This window comes from Streptomyces sp. T028 (assembly GCF_048159505.1).
Classification (GTDB): domain Bacteria; phylum Actinomycetota; class Actinomycetes; order Streptomycetales; family Streptomycetaceae; genus Streptomyces.
In genome coordinates, this window is sequence record NZ_JBLRVZ010000004.1 from 187883 (window position 1) to 202261 (window position 14379).

Genomic DNA, 14379 nt, shown 5'->3' on the forward strand with positions numbered 1-14379 from the left:
GCCGGTGTGCACGACAGAGGGTGGGGTCCCGGGGCTTGCCGTTCGTCGTCGTCGGCGGTCGGGGAGATGCCCCGGCGGCCGGATGCGGGCTGGTACCCGTGAGGCGGTGATGGTGTCAACTCGGGTGTCGAAGATGCCGGTTTCGCTTGCATGTGGCACGGGTGCGGGTTCTTAATGTGCTTTACGTTTCGGCGGTGGTTGACCGTTTCGGGGGTGGACGGGATGTCCGACAGCGTGGGTGCGGGGCGGGAGGGGTTCGTCAATCCGTACACGTTCGTGTCCGTGCCGAAGCAGGAGCCGGAGGCGGGCTGGCGGCGGGAGCCGGGCGGGCACGGGCAGCTGGTCGAGGGGCGTTGTTCGGGGGTGGCGGAGGTCGAGCTGACGGCGCGCAGTCCGCTGCTGCTGCGTGGTGTGTACGCCGATGGCGAGGGACGGTTCCCGCGGCGGGCGGTGGCGGGGTTCGCGGAGCCGGTGCCCTATCTGCCGGGGTCGTCGCTGGCGGGTGCGGTGCGCTCGCTGCACGAGACGCTGGCGGGCGGGTGCCTGCGGGTGTTCGACGGGGACTTCCGGCCCGGCTACCGGGACCAGGTGCGCGCCCGCCCGCCCGGCTGGCGGCTGGCCAGGGTCGACGAAGTCGACGAGAACGGCCGGCCGGTGCGGATGCAGCTGTGTTCGAAGGCTCCGGTGTGGGTGGAGGCGGCGGCACTGCACCAGGCGCTGGGCGGGGGACAAGGGCTGCGCACCGGGGTGCGGCTGGCGCTGGACGGTGAGGGCAGCGAGGTGCTGGGGCGCCGTCAGCTGGAGGACGCCGGTTTGGTGCGTGCCGGGGGTGACTGGGTGGTGCTGGTCTCGGACGCCCGCACCCGGCACAAGACGCGTCGGAACCCGGCCGGTGGGGGGTCCTTGCGGGGCCGGTACTTCTGCGCGGCGGGCCGGCTGGATGACGGCATACGTGCCGTGGGTTTCGCGGAGGGCGTGTGGGAGAGCTTCCTGGACGCCGTCGACGACACCGACGACATGCGGCGCTTTCGGCAGGAGCAGGCGCGCGGGGACGCCGAGCCCTGCTGGGTGGATGTCGTCCATCCCGCCGACGGCCGGTTGCTGGGGCGCAGGATCGCGGCGCGGCGGCGGCTGTATGTGGACCAGGTGGTGTGGGTGCTTCCCCGCTTGTGCGCAGAGGGGCTGGTGGTGGCCGATCTGGCGCTGGCGGTGGTGTGGCGGCACGCGGGCGGGGTGGACAAGGCCCGCGCGCGGGTTCCCGGGCATGCGCTGGCGTGTACCGATCCCGGGCGGCTGTGCCCGAGCTGCCGTGTCTTCGGGTCGGCGGATGCCGAGGGCGGCGGCGGGCGGGGGCGGGCGGAGCAGAACGCCTACCGCGGTCACGTCCGCTTCGGTGACGCCCTGCCGTGCGAGGCGTATGCGACGCGGCAGGAGTGGCTGCCGCCGATGGGCGCGCCGAGGCCGGGCGCCGGCCAGTTCTACCTCAGCCGGGACAACGGCTCGGAGCAGGCGACGGCCGCCGGGGTGAGTGCTCCGCCGCTGCGGGAGTGGGGCTCGGAGGGCGACAGCAGGAAGCGGCGGGGGCTGCGGGGGCGCAAGCAGTACTGGCTGACCGGGACACCGGGCCAGCGCCCCTACTTCCGGGCCGCCGAGGAGAAGCCACGGGTCTTCCACGAGGACGTCTACCAGGCGGGCAACGCGATGCTCACCCAGGCCGAGTCGGTGCCGGCGGGCGCGGTGTTCACCACGCGGGTGCGTTTCGAGAACCTCACGGCCGCCGAACTCGGCGGGCTGCTGTGTGCCCTGGACCCCGGCCTGCTCCTGCACGCCTACGACACCGCCGCGGCCCAGGACACGGACGCTGCGGGCGGAGCCGTCGAGTACGGGTGGGCGGTGGGCGGCGGGCGCCCGCTGGGTTTCGGGACGGTGACCTCCCGTATCACCGCGCTGTCCCTGCACGACGCGGCCAGCCGCTACCTCGCCGGGCCCGCTCCGCGGCTTGAGGCGGGCGAGGCAGTGGCGGCGTTTCGCCGTACGGCCTCCGCGGAGCTGAAGGACGTCTGGAAGCGGCAGCTGACGAAGGTGCTGCGGCTGGACTGGGCCCTACCGCACCAGGTGTGGTATCCGCCCGCGGGCCATCTCGCGGGGCCGGACGAACCGCTGGATCCGCAGGCGCTGCTGCCGTCGTTCACCTTCTGGAAGGAGACGACCGGCGGCGTCTCCTGGACCTGGACACCGGAGAGAGGCTGGAAGCGGGGTACCGAGTTCCCCTACCGGCAGCTGCCCGCCTCCGCCGCCCCCGACCCCGCCCTGCCGGTCATCCGCCAGCAGCAGAAGGGACAGGGCAATGGCGGCAGGGGGAGGCCGCGGTGACGGTACGTCATGTGTATGTCGATTTCGGTGCGGTGCGGATCCAGCAGTACCTGACCCGCACTCCGGGACTGCGCGGGCACCGGGCGGCGAGCAACAGCCTGGCGCGGGCCACGGCCGAAGCGGCCATCGCCCGGGTGGCCGAGGGCCTGGCGGAGATCAACCCTGAGGCCGGGACGGCGGACGGGGTGATCAGCCTGAGGATGCCCGCGACGGAGACGGCAGGGGACGATCCGGCGGAGCGGGTACGGCGGTTACAGGACCGCGTCTTCGCCCACCTGCGCAGTGTCCTGCCGGGCGCGGAGTTCCACTCGGTGTGGGGCGAGGGCGAGTCGTATCTCGCCGTCCACGCGCACGTGCTGCAGCCCAGGCTGCGCCGCGGGCGGGTGCGGCACGATCTGCCGCCGGTGGCGGAGTTCCCGCTGGCCGTGCCCTGTCGGATGTGCCACATCGATCCCGCGGTGGGCAGCGAACCGGTCCCGGACGGGAAACTGGCTCTGTGTCTGGACTGCTCGATGCGCAACGTGCCGCGCAGCCAGACGGTGGCGGACCCGCTCACCCCCGAGGGACAGCTGCTGAGGGAGATCGGTCTCAAGCCCGCGCCGGAAGATTTCGCCGGGCTCGCCGCACTTGGCAGCAGCGAGTCGGGGGGCAACCACCTGGCGACCGTGGCCGTGGACGGCAACGCGTTCGGGGCGTTCTTCACCGCCCTGGCCGACGAGAGCGCAGGGGACGCACGGCTGCGCGGGGCGAAGGCCACGATCTCGGCGGCGCTGTCGGCCGCCACCCGCAGCGCGCTCGCCCACGCGGCGCTGGAGCTGCCGCTGACCGTGGAGCACGAGCGGCTGTGTCTGGTGCCGCACGTGGTCGGCGGGGACGACGTGCTGGTGAGCCTGCCGGCCGAACAGGCGTGGCGGTTCACGCTGACGTTCCTGGCCGAGTTCACCCGCCTGGTCCGCCAGGAGACCGGCGAGGTACTGGACAGGCTGAACCGGCTGCGCAGGAACCGCCCCGAACAGCCGGAACTCGAAGCGCCGACTGCGTCGGCCGGCATCGTCTTCGCGCACGCCTCCCACCCGATGAACCTGCTCGTGGAATCGGCCGGGCAGCGCCTGTCGGAGGCCAAGCGGGCGTTCGGCGGACGCATGGCGTCGGTGCAGTGGCTGGACATCACCGCCGACGGACCCGAACCTCCCGCACACCCGCCCCTGGCCCTGTCCGTCCTGCACCCCAGCACCGCCAGCGCCGGCGGCACCGGTGGCGGGGACGGCCGGGCGGTGACCGGGGCCGCCGAGGCGCTGTCGCGGCTGACAGTGGTACCGGCCAGCCATCGCGCCCGCCTCACCGAAGCGGTGCGCGCCCACGGCCCGCTCACGGCGGCGGCCCTCGCCGACCGGGTGGGCCACCTGCCCGCAATCCAGCCGTTCCTGCCCCTTCCCGGCCCGCTCAACGGGCCCTTCCCCAGTGGAGCAGAGGCGCAGTCGGACACCGAACCGCCAGGCAGCTTCGGCGGCAAGCTGCCGGTGTCCGGGATCGGTCTGGAGGCGGCCCTCAACCTCGCCCGGTGGTGGCCATGCGCGTGACGATCACTTTCCACGGCCCGTTCCGGGTCGCGACCGGCACCGGTCGCCCCGGCATCGACGCCGCCGTCGACCGGGACAACCTGCTGCCCGCCTCCACCCTCAAGGGCATCATGCGGGACTCCGCCGAACGCCTCCTGCCCGGCCTGCCCCGCCTGGTCGAAGCGGTCTTCGGCGGCCCCCGCCACCCCACCCCCTGGGGCTGGGAAGCGGCCCGCTTCCCGCAGGCGGGCTCCGGCGGCGAACCCGTGGTGGTCACCCGGGCCCGCGTCCGCCTCGACGAGGACTCCGGCGCCGCGCTGCGCGACCACCTCCTGTACGCGGAGGACGTGTGGGCGCACAGCGCCGAGTTCACGATCACCCAGCACGGGCCGCTGCCCGACACCGCCGAGAGCGACGGTGTGCTGCTGGAGCGGGACGACCATCTGGCGGTGCTGGCCTGCGCTGCGGCCGGTGTGCACAGTCTGGGCGCCGACCGGCGCCGGGGACTTGGCTGGGTGCGGTGCGAGCCCGCCGACCCGGACGTGGACGAGCGGCTGATCAGCCGTTTCACGGCGCTCGCCGAGCAGTGGAGGAACCAGCCGGATGCTTGACGTGACCGTCACCGCCCACCAGCCGCTCGCATTGGGTGTCCGCCCGGTCGGCACCGCGCCGGTGCCCACCCGCCTGCACGTGCCCGGCTCCGTGCTGCGCGGCGCGCTGGCCGCGGCCTGGATCGCCGAACACGGCCTGCCCACCCGTGTCCCGGCGACCCTGCGCGAGGAGTTCATCGCCCTGTTCGAACAGGACGTCTGCTACGGGCCCCTGTTCGCGGCCGGGTCCCAGATCGTGCCGCTGTCCGTGCTGCGCTGCAAGTACCGCCGATGCGCCGTCACCGTCGACGAGGCATTCCCCGATCACGGCACCGGCCGCACCGGCCACCCCGAGGACGGCCATAGCCATCCCGAGCCTGATCACGGTGGCCCCGGCGGGGACGGGGAGGAACCCTCGTGCGCGTGCGGGCCGCTGGTACCCGGCCGGGGCGACGTCGAGTTCACCGCCGCCGCTGCCGGCCCCCCGGTCGTGCAGAGCACCCACCTGCAGATCGACGACGCCCGCCAGGTCGCCGAGGAACGGCTGCTGTTCACCCGCCGCGCCCTGACCCCCCATAACGCCGACGGCACCGAGCGCACCTTCCACGGCCGCATCACCCCCGGCACCACCCTCCCCGAACAGGTCGCCGCCTGGCTCAGCCGCCCCCGGAAACTGCGGCTGGGCGGACGGCGCGGCACCTCCGGCGCCGTCACCTACACCCCCGCCCCGGCCACCGGAGCCCCGCCCGCCACCGCAAGGACCCTCGCCCTGCGGCTGGCCGCCCCGGCCGTCCTCACCGACACCGCGGGCCTGCCCCTCGACCTCGCCGACCACGAGGCACTGCGCCGCGCCCTCGCCGCGCAACTCGACCCGCTGCTCGACGGCTCACGGGTGGCGGCGGTGCGGCGGGTGTGGGCGCGCAGGGAACGCGTCGGCGGCTGGCACGCCGCGTCCCGGCTGCCCAAACCCGTCGAACTCGCCGTCAGCGCCGGCTCCGTCCTCCTCCTGGACTTCGACCAGCCCCCCGACCCCGACCGGCTGCTCGCCCTGAGCGGCCACGGCATCGGGCTGCGCCGCGGTGAGGGCTTCGGAGCCGTGACAATCGCCGCCACCGCCTGGCAGCCCGCCGCCACCGACCTTGGCACGACCCGGCCCCAACCCGGCGCCGGCCGGGGGCTGGACCTGGCCGAGTCGTATGCGCGGCTGCTGTGGGAGACCGGGCACGGCACCTGGTTCGCCGACCAGCTCCGCCCCCTGATCCCCGAACCCGCCGCCTACCGCGGCCTGCTGCTGGAACGCCCCCGGCTGCAACGGCTGCCCCCCTCCCAACGTGACGCCCTCACCGCCCTGCTGGCCGCTCCCGCAGACGTCCTCGACCGCGCCCTGAGCATCCTCAACGTCCTCAACCGGCTGACCGAGAGGCAACCCGCCAGGCCATGACCACGCACGCGACAGCCGCCCACACCACGAACCACGCCATGGGCGTCATCCACATCCTCCAGGCCGACCTGGAACTCACCGGCCCCGCCGCGGTCGCCGCCCCGGAAGCCCACACCGTCGCCTCCAGCCTCCGCCCCGACCTGCCCCTGGCCCGCGACGGCTGGGGCAACCCCTGCCTGCCCGCCACCTCCCTGACCGGCTCACTACGCCACCATGCAGCCCCCCACCGGCGGCGCGCCCTGTTCGGCGACGTGTACAAAACCCCCGCCGCCAAGCAGCAGGACGACGACGGCGACGGCGGGGAGACCATCGCGATCGCCTCCCCCGTCCGCGTGCTCGGCACCCGCCTCACCCTGCCCGACGCACCCCCGGCAGAACGCCGCCGCACCGCCGTCGACCGCCACCGCGCCGCCGCCCTCGCCACCTCCCTCCACAGCCGCGAACTCCTGCCGCCCGGCACCGAACTGACCCTCTGGCTGCGCATCGACACCACCGCCACCTCCTCCCCGCTGGTCGACGAGGTCATCGCCCTGCTCGCCGCCTGGCGACCCCGCATCGGCGGCGGACGCACCACCGGCTACGGCCGCGCCGAACTCATCACCGTCCGCCACCGCACCATCGACCTGACCACCCCCGACGGCCTGCGCCACTGGCTCACCCACGGCGGCCCCGCCCTCGTCGACGACCACGCCACCGTCGTCCACGACCGCGCACAGACAGCCGGCGGCGCCCCCGACGAACCGCACCTGTTCGGCCGGGCCCTGCACTTCCGCATCGCCGACGCCCTCCACATCGGCTCCGGCACCCGCACCGAACGCCCCGGACGGCGCAGCGGCCCCGCCCAGATCCTCCGCGACCACGAGAACACCCCGCTCGTGCCCGGCACCACCTGGAAGGGACTGCTGCGCGCCCGCGTCGAGTTCATCCTGCGCTCGACCGGCATCGGCGACGTGTGCGCCTCCGTCCGCGACGGCGCCCCGGGCAGCTGCGGCACCTGTATGGTCTGCGAAGCCTTCGGCTTCAGCGAACGCCCCCGCACCCCCGCCGACAGCACACCGCCACCGGACACCGCCGGCGCCCGCGGACACCTCCTGTTCGCCGACTCCCCGATCCGCGACGCCACCGTACGTGTCCGCAACCACGTCGCCCTCGACCGCGTCTTCGGCGGCGCCCGCGACGAAGCCCTCTTCGCCGAGGAAACCGCCGAGGACGGCCACCTCACCCTGCACATCCGCCACGACAAACCCGTCCCCGACCTGGTCCGCGCCGCCCTGGTCCTGGCACTGGCCGACCTCGCCGACGGCACCCTCGGCATCGGCGGCGCCACCACCCGCGGCTACGGCACCCTCACCGCCGAGCCCGCCACCGCCGACTGGCTCACCGCACAGCACACCCCGGCCGTCAACACCCTGCGCACCCACACCCCACCCGCCGGCCCCGCCCCGCAGGAGACCCGCGCATGACCACCGTCCTGCCCACCACGACCGAGCCCCGCCACACCGCCGCCCGCATCCCCGCACTCCTGCACCGCATCGGCCGCCTCGACTGGACCCAGGCACGCTCCCTGCTCACCGCCACGCCGAACACGACCTGCGCCTGGGCCGACCTCGACGGCTTCCACATCGCCGACGCCGACCACCTGCCCGCCGACCCCCCGCACGCCACCCACCTGTGGGCCTGGAACGAGGACCGCTGCCTGCGCCTGCGTATCGACGGCTCCCATGCCCTGACCGCCGCCCTCCAGCCCCTCCACCCCGGCCACCACCACGACAGCGCCGACAGCGCCGGCGGGCAGGGCGAACTCGTCCACGTCCGCCTCCGCCCCGGCACCCCCTGGGCCGCCCACGACCAACAGGCCGGCCCCCTGCCCGCCGAAGCCCACACCCTCACCTTCGAACTCCTCGAACTGCCCGGCCCCACCCCCGCCACCTTCGTCCGCGCCACAGCCCGCCGCCCCCCCGGACACCCCACACGCACAGGCCGCCCCACCGTCACCCCGGCACGCCCCCACCTCCGCCGACACGACCACCACGACCGCACCGTCCCCGGACACACCCTCCCGGACCCTCCCATGACACCCGAGCCACCAGCCCGCCACGCCCCCGGACACGACAACAGGCCCAGCCCCGCCCCCGTCCACCTGGTGAACCTCACCCCCCACCCGATCCGGCTGGTCACGGACACCGGCACGCTCCTCACCGAACTCCCGCCCTCACCCACCCCCGCCCGCCGCACCGAGTCCACCACCCCACAGCCATCGCTCATCACCCCCGAGAACATCACCGTGCCCGTCGTACGCCTGGCCTTCGGCCCCGTCGAACACCTACCCCCGCCCGCACCCGGCACGGCCTACGTCGTCTCCCGCCCCGTCGCCGACGCCCACCCCGACCGCGACGACCTCCTCGTCCCCGCACACCTCATCCGGGACGCCGACGGAAACACCACCGCCTGCCGCGCCCTCGCCCGAGGAACGGCCACCCCCTGATGCCGACCCGCTGGACCCTCACCCTCACCGCCCACCGCCCCCACACCCAACGCCCCGTCACACCCGCCCAGCTGCACGGCCTCGCCGCCCACCTGTTCGAAGCCACCGGCACCGACCACCACGCACAGCACAAGCCCTACAGCATCTCCCCCCTCCTCACAGCCACCACCACACCCGCCACCGCTCTCCTCCGCCTCGGCTGGCTGCCCGACACCCCCCGCCCCGACCTCACCCAACTCACCGGCCACACCCTCCGCCTCGGCGCCCAGCACTTCACCGTCACCACCACCCACGAGGAATTCACCCCCTACACCGCCCTCTCCCACCTGCCCCCCGCCACCCGCGCCGTCATCCACTTCCGCTCCGCCACCTACTTCTCCCGCAACGGCCGCTGGCACCCCCTGCCCGACCCCGAACTCCTCTACAGCACACTCATCTGGCGCTGGAACCTCTTCGCCCCCGAAACCGCCCGCATCACCGACACCGAAAGAAAAGAACTCATCGACGCCACAGCCCTCTCCGCCCACGACATCTCCTCACTCCCCGTCAGCCTCGGCACAGGCACCCGCATCGGCTTCACCGGCACCGCCGCCTTCCGCCTCCTCAACCACCCCCAACCCCACACCCCCACATCCCGCCACTTCACCGCCCTCTCCCTGTTCGCCACAACAGCCGGCACAGGCGCCCAGACAACCCACGGCCTCGGCTCCGTCGAAGTCCACCTGGAATGACCAACACCACAACCCGCCCAGCCGACAGCCAGCACAGCCGACACGAGGCCAGCACCAACCCGCCTCCCCACGCCCACAACCCGGCTGACCTGGGCATAACCGGCCCGCCGCCGAACACCCCGAAACAGGCGCTTTTCGCGCGATCGGTTTCCGCAGGCCAACAGCATGATCCCGACGAGAGTGACCTGCGCCACCATGCCCAGGGCCCTCTTGCAGCCGTTCCTGCGCAACGGGCACCATCGTCGCACCTCAGAACCCACGAAACCGGCGAAGCATTTCCCAACAACGCCCGCCCAAAGGGCATAGAAACACTTATTCGCCGGCGGTCCCGTCGCCGTGGCGCGGGTCATTTCCCAACAACGCCCGCCCAAAGGGCATAGAAACAGGAGAGGCTGGATGAAGGACTTGAGCACGTAGCCAAATTTCCCAACAACGCCCGCCCAAAGGGCATAGAAACAGTACGTAGACGTCGCCCTCCTTCTCCCAGTAGAAGAGACGATTTCCCAACAACGCCCGCCCAAAGGGCATAGAAACCGGTGAGCCCGAACGGGTTCATCATTCGCTCCAGACCTTGTTTCCCAACAACGCCCGCCCAAAGGGCATAGAAACGCGGGCTGGGTGAACCCGAAGCCCATGAAGTCCTGCATTTCCCAACAATGCCCGCCCAAAGGGCATGGAAACCATGTCGAGCGGCTTGAGGCCACGCATGCCGTCGCAAATATTTCCCAACAACGCCCGCTCGAAGGGCATAGAAACTACATCTTGACGATGTTCTCCCACACGATGATTCCGGACGTCTATTTTCCCAACAATGCCCGTGCTCTTCAGATGTACGAAGCTGTATGCTCAGCGGCGCTAGCAGAAAAAGAAACACGACACGGAAGTTGCCTGTCCTCGCGTGCTCCGCGGAGGAAACTGCGGTAAGCAGTCGCGGCTGCCACCGACAACGGCGTCTGCCAGCACAGTGAGTCGACAGCGAGCGCGGGCGGGTCTCTGCGTTACCCGCTTGCCGCATAGCTCCGCCCACTGGCTGGCGGGCGAGGGACAAGACCGCGAGACAGACTCTCGTGGCCCTTGAACGAGACAACCAAGAGAAGAGCAGGTCACCACACCGGAACAGGACATTCCGAATGCGGACCTACATCGCCGCATGCCGCGCCACCATGCAGCACTATCCGATCTGGTGCCTGCCCGACGACCTCGTCCACATCACCATCGAGATGGATGCCGCGGCCCCCAGCGAGGAGATCTCAGCAGATCAACGCACGCTCCTCATCTCCGAGCTGAAGGCCGGGCTGCGCAGCCTCGAACCGTTCACCGTGCTGTGCGGTTCCCCCATCGCCAACCGCTCCGGAGCCGTTCTCGACACCCATCCCGACCAGGGCCTGACTGCCCTGCAGAACCTGGCACGTGCCGCCCTGTGGCGGGTCCACGACTCCCCGGCAATCGCACACGACGGCGGTCGCGGACACCTGTCGCTCGGCTACGCATACGACACCGCCGACTCCGATCCGCTCCAGAGCGCACTACGCAGGATCCAGCCCAGCCACGCCCCACTGACCGTGTCCCAACTCCACTTGCTCGATGTGCGCTGGACCGCCCACCCGACACCAGACGGTGGCGCCCGGTGGGAGATGACCTGGGAGCCCGTCGCCGTAGTGCCGTTGGGACCAGAACCACGTGACGTGGACCAGAAACAGGCGCTGGCCGTCTGAGCATTCGCTGCACGTGCCTCCATCCCACCCGCCTCATCTGCCACGTCCGTATCAGCGTCGGCGTTTCGGCCATCACCGCAGTCTGGTGAACCGCCTGAACCAACGACCGCTGGTTACGGCCACGCGATCAGGCGGCTGGGGAAGCGACTCAAACACGTGCGTTCGAAGCCGGACATCACCTCGTTGTTCCGGTCATTATCAGCCTTCCGTCCAAGTCAGTGCTGGAGGTGCCCAGTTGCCTGTCGTCCAGGCTGCCCCGACCGATCCACCAACGGCCCTATGGCCCTTGGTGTTTGTCGCCCCATTTGCAAACAGGCCGAGGGGAGGTGTCCGGTGAGCGCAGAGCCGACATCCCAGACTGCCGCGGTAAGGCCGCGGCGGTTGCCTCCTCCGCCGCCGGCCGAGCTGCGTTACGGCGGCCAGTACAGCAAAAACCCGTTGGCAGAGGTGTCGTTCTGGGCGATGTGCCGGCGGCTTCCGTCGGTGCTGAAGCAGACGGCACGCATGGCATGGGTGATCGACCGGCGCGCGGTGCTGCTGCTCGCCGGCTGCCAGCTGACGATCGGGGTCAGCGCTGGGTATCAGCTGGCGTCGACCGCTGATGCGATGCAGTCCGTACTGGCCGAGGGGCACGTTGCCGACCGGCTGCGCGAGGCGCTGCCCGCGCTGGTGGTCATCGCGCTCGCTGCGGCGGCCGGGCGGGTGGCGACCGCGCTCTCCTCGTACGCGGACGGGCGGATCACTCCGCTGCTGACGACCGAGGCGGACAGCGGTCTCGTGGAGGCGGTGTGCCGGATGGAGGCCGCCGCCCGTGCCGAGGACGGCTGTTCGGACCGGGAGGAGGCCGCCGAGATGGGGGTGGTCCGCAGTCGGCTCGTGGTGCAGGACGCCACCCGTCTCACGGCCGCCGCCATCCGGATGGTCGCCGCGAGCGGGGTGCTGACCGTGCTGCACGTGCTGATGCTGCCTCTGCTGCTCCTCGCGGTCGTTCCCGCCGGGGTCGGCGCGGTGTTGCACGCGAAGGTCACCTACGAGACCCACTACGCCAACGTGGCGGACCGCAACGTCCGGGCGAACATGCGCGGCTGGGCGACGTCTTTGAAGTTCACCGACGAGATCCGCGCCAACGGCATGACCGGCTACCTGGTGTTCTGGTATCGGACGATTTCCGAACGGATCGACGCCCGTACCCTGGCCGCCGCCCCCAAGATGCTGCGGATCACTCTCGTCAGTGCGGCCATCGGCGGCCTCTTCCTGCTCCTCACCTGGGCCGCGCTGGCTTGGCTGGCGGCCACCGGACGGATCGAGGCGGCGATCGCCGCAACTGCGGTCGTCGGCGTCCAGACTGCCCTGGCCGCCCTCAGCCAGCTCGTCATCTACGGCGCGGCCATGTTCCACAGCTCCCTCTACCTCGCCGACATGGACACCTTCCTCACCTACGCCGCCGAGCGCGCACCCGACCGTGGAAGGGAAGGGCTCACCGGACCGCTGGAGACGGTCAGTGCCGAGGAGGCCGTCTACCGCTACCCGGGCAAGGACAAACCGGCGGTCGCCGGGGTGTCGCTGACCGTACGACGGGGCGAGATCCTCGCCGTGGTCGGCGAGAACGGCTCCGGGAAGTCGACCCTCACCCGGCTACTCACCGCGATCTTCCTCACCGACAAGGGCACCGTCCGCTGGAACGGAGACGACGTCGCCGGTCTCGACCCGCACCAGCTCTGGGATGTCTCCGGACTCGTCCCGCAAAACTTCGCACAATGGCCGCTGTCTGTCCGGGACAACGTCACCCTCGGCCAGCCCCGAGAAGCCGGGGACGACCTCGTGTGGCAGGCCCTCGACGCCGTCGGCCTGCGCGAGGCCATCGCAGAACTCCCCAACGGCCTGGACACACTCCTGGCCCGCGAGCACTGGGGCGGAACGGAGCTGTCCGGCGGACAGTGGCAGCGTCTGGCCTGCGCCCGCGCTCTGTACCGGGGAGCGGGCCTGCTGATCCTGGACGAACCGACCAGCCAGATGGACGCCCGCGGCGAACACGTCATCCTCGAACGGATCAAGGCGATCGGCAGCGGCTGCATCACCATCGTCGTCACCCACCAACTGGAAAACACCAAGATCGCCGACCGGATCATCGTCATGGAACAGGGCCGGATCACCGAACAGGGCACATACGACGAACTCGCCGCCGCCGGCGGAACGTTTGCCGAACTCCTCGCCCTTTCCCACGACCGCTGACCACCCCCGCGAACCCGCGCCCATGCCCCGGGCCCTCGCACCCCGTGCGTACGGATGGAGAACTCCATGGCTCCAGCGGCTGTGCCCACGACCGCCACGGCGCTTCTGATCCGCCACGACGGCCGCCAGCTGCTCCACCTGCGTGACGCCAACAAGAACATCTGTGCCGGGCAGTGGTCCTTGCCCGGCGTTCCACCCTGAACCCGGCGAGAGTCTCGATGAGGCGATCGCCCGCGAACTGCTGGAAGAGTCGGGCCTGCAGATTCCCAGCCTGGTCCCGCCGGCACCGGGGCGGGCGCCTCGGCTGGACTGCTCCCGCGAACCGGCCCGCATTCACCACCCCTGACACCCAGGAAAGTTGTGCAGATGATCCACACCAGTTTCTCCGTGACGACCGGAGAGCTTCCAGGCGGAGACCGCCCCAGCGAAGACCGGATCTTCCAAACCCCCGGGGCTGTCGTCGTCCTCGACGGCGTGAGCACCCTCTCCGACGACGAGCCTCGCGGCGGCTGGTACGCCGAGACTCTTGGCGGACATCTCATCGCGGGTCTCGCCGACGATCCGGGCGCGGACCTGCGGCACGTGCTCGAACGGGCCATCTCTGCCGTGGTCAGCAGACACGGCCTGATTCCGGGCTCTTCCCCTGCTGCCACCGTCGCCATGGTGCGTGACCGCGGCGAGCAGGTCGACGCGCTCGTCCTGGCGGACAGTCCCGTGATCGTGTTCACCGTCGACGGCAGTATCGACGCGGTACGAGACAACCGCCTCGCCGAGCTGGTCGCCGGGCGGCCGGAGTACGAGGAGTACAGGTCCCGGCTGCGGGCCGGCCGGGGCTTCACGGCACCAGAGCACCGCGCCCTGCTCCAAAAACTCAGGGACCACCAGCTGCGTCACCTCAATGTGCCCGGTGGCTACTGGGTTGCCGAGGCCGACCCGGAGGCCGCCCACCACGCGCTCATGTGCTCGTGGCGCACCGCCGACATCACCGAGATCCTGGTGATGACAGACGGAGTGAGCGCCGCCGTCGAGGACTACGGCCTGTTTCCCACATGGAATCACCTCGCCCATGCCAGCCGAACCGACGGCCCCGACAAGGCTGTCCGGGCGATCCACGCCTTGGAGACGCTGGAGGATCCCGCCGGCCGCCGCTATCCCCGCTACAAAGTCGCAGACGACAAGGCGCTCGCCCACCTCCGTCCCGCCGGTCACGCCACCGGCCCCTGACGCTGCAGCTGACCTCGTGCCCTCGGGTT

The 14379-nt window shown here is 71.4% G+C and carries 12 protein-coding genes and 1 CRISPR repeat array; all 12 genes read left to right on the forward strand.

The window, feature by feature from the left end; all coding sequences use genetic code 11:
- The first annotated feature begins 222 nt into the window (after positions 1–222).
- Complete coding sequence (locus ACLZN2_RS04210) at positions 223–2373, forward strand: hypothetical protein (protein WP_416976971.1); 2151 nt, start codon at positions 223–225, stop codon at positions 2371–2373.
- Positions 2370–3953 (forward strand): Cas10/Cmr2 second palm domain-containing protein, encoded by a 1584-nt coding sequence (locus ACLZN2_RS04215; RefSeq protein ID WP_416976972.1) that lies wholly within the window; start codon positions 2370–2372, stop codon positions 3951–3953. Before ACLZN2_RS04210 ends, ACLZN2_RS04215 begins: the two co-directional genes overlap by 4 nt.
- Positions 3950–4543, forward strand: a complete 594-nt coding sequence (locus ACLZN2_RS04220; RefSeq protein ID WP_416976973.1) for an RAMP superfamily CRISPR-associated protein — start codon at positions 3950–3952, stop codon at positions 4541–4543. The genes ACLZN2_RS04215 and ACLZN2_RS04220 overlap by 4 nt, the downstream gene beginning before the upstream one ends.
- Positions 4536–5963 (forward strand): type III-B CRISPR module-associated Cmr3 family protein, encoded by a 1428-nt coding sequence (locus ACLZN2_RS04225; protein ID WP_416976974.1) that lies wholly within the window; start codon positions 4536–4538, stop codon positions 5961–5963. The genes ACLZN2_RS04220 and ACLZN2_RS04225 overlap by 8 nt, the downstream gene beginning before the upstream one ends.
- On the forward strand, positions 5960–7426 hold the full coding sequence (locus ACLZN2_RS04230; protein ID WP_416976975.1) for an RAMP superfamily CRISPR-associated protein: 1467 nt from the start codon (positions 5960–5962) through the stop codon (positions 7424–7426). Before ACLZN2_RS04225 ends, ACLZN2_RS04230 begins: the two co-directional genes overlap by 4 nt.
- Complete coding sequence (locus ACLZN2_RS04235) at positions 7423–8448, forward strand: hypothetical protein (protein ID WP_416976976.1); 1026 nt, start codon at positions 7423–7425, stop codon at positions 8446–8448. Before ACLZN2_RS04230 ends, ACLZN2_RS04235 begins: the two co-directional genes overlap by 4 nt.
- The gene (gene cas6, locus ACLZN2_RS04240; RefSeq protein ID WP_416976977.1) at positions 8448–9179 is read left to right on the forward strand and encodes a CRISPR system precrRNA processing endoribonuclease RAMP protein Cas6; all 732 of its coding nucleotides are present in this window, start codon (positions 8448–8450) and stop codon (positions 9177–9179) included. The genes ACLZN2_RS04235 and cas6 overlap by 1 nt, the downstream gene beginning before the upstream one ends.
- 275 nt (positions 9180–9454) lie before the next feature.
- Positions 9455–9935: a CRISPR direct-repeat array (repeat unit 35 nt; unit sequence TTTCCCAACAACGCCCGCCCAAAGGGCATAGAAAC).
- 374 nt (positions 9936–10309) lie between these two features.
- A complete protein-coding gene (locus tag ACLZN2_RS04245) occupies positions 10310–10894 on the forward strand; it encodes a hypothetical protein (protein WP_416976978.1) in 585 nt (194 codons plus the stop codon).
- A 279-nt stretch (positions 10895–11173) separates the two neighbouring features.
- A complete protein-coding gene (locus ACLZN2_RS04250) occupies positions 11174–13126 on the forward strand; it encodes an ATP-binding cassette domain-containing protein (protein ID WP_416976979.1) in 1953 nt (650 codons plus the stop codon).
- A 66-nt stretch (positions 13127–13192) separates the two neighbouring features.
- Complete coding sequence (locus ACLZN2_RS04255; RefSeq protein WP_416977011.1) at positions 13193–13327, forward strand: hypothetical protein; 135 nt, start codon at positions 13193–13195, stop codon at positions 13325–13327.
- Entirely contained in the window at positions 13290–13472 is a 183-nt protein-coding gene (locus ACLZN2_RS04260) for an NUDIX domain-containing protein (protein ID WP_416976980.1), read from the forward strand. Before ACLZN2_RS04255 ends, ACLZN2_RS04260 begins: the two co-directional genes overlap by 38 nt.
- A gap of 20 nt (positions 13473–13492) precedes the next feature.
- Positions 13493–14350, forward strand: coding sequence for a hypothetical protein (locus tag ACLZN2_RS04265; protein WP_416976981.1), 858 nt, complete (start codon positions 13493–13495; stop codon positions 14348–14350).
- The last annotated feature ends 29 nt before the right edge of the window (positions 14351–14379 follow it).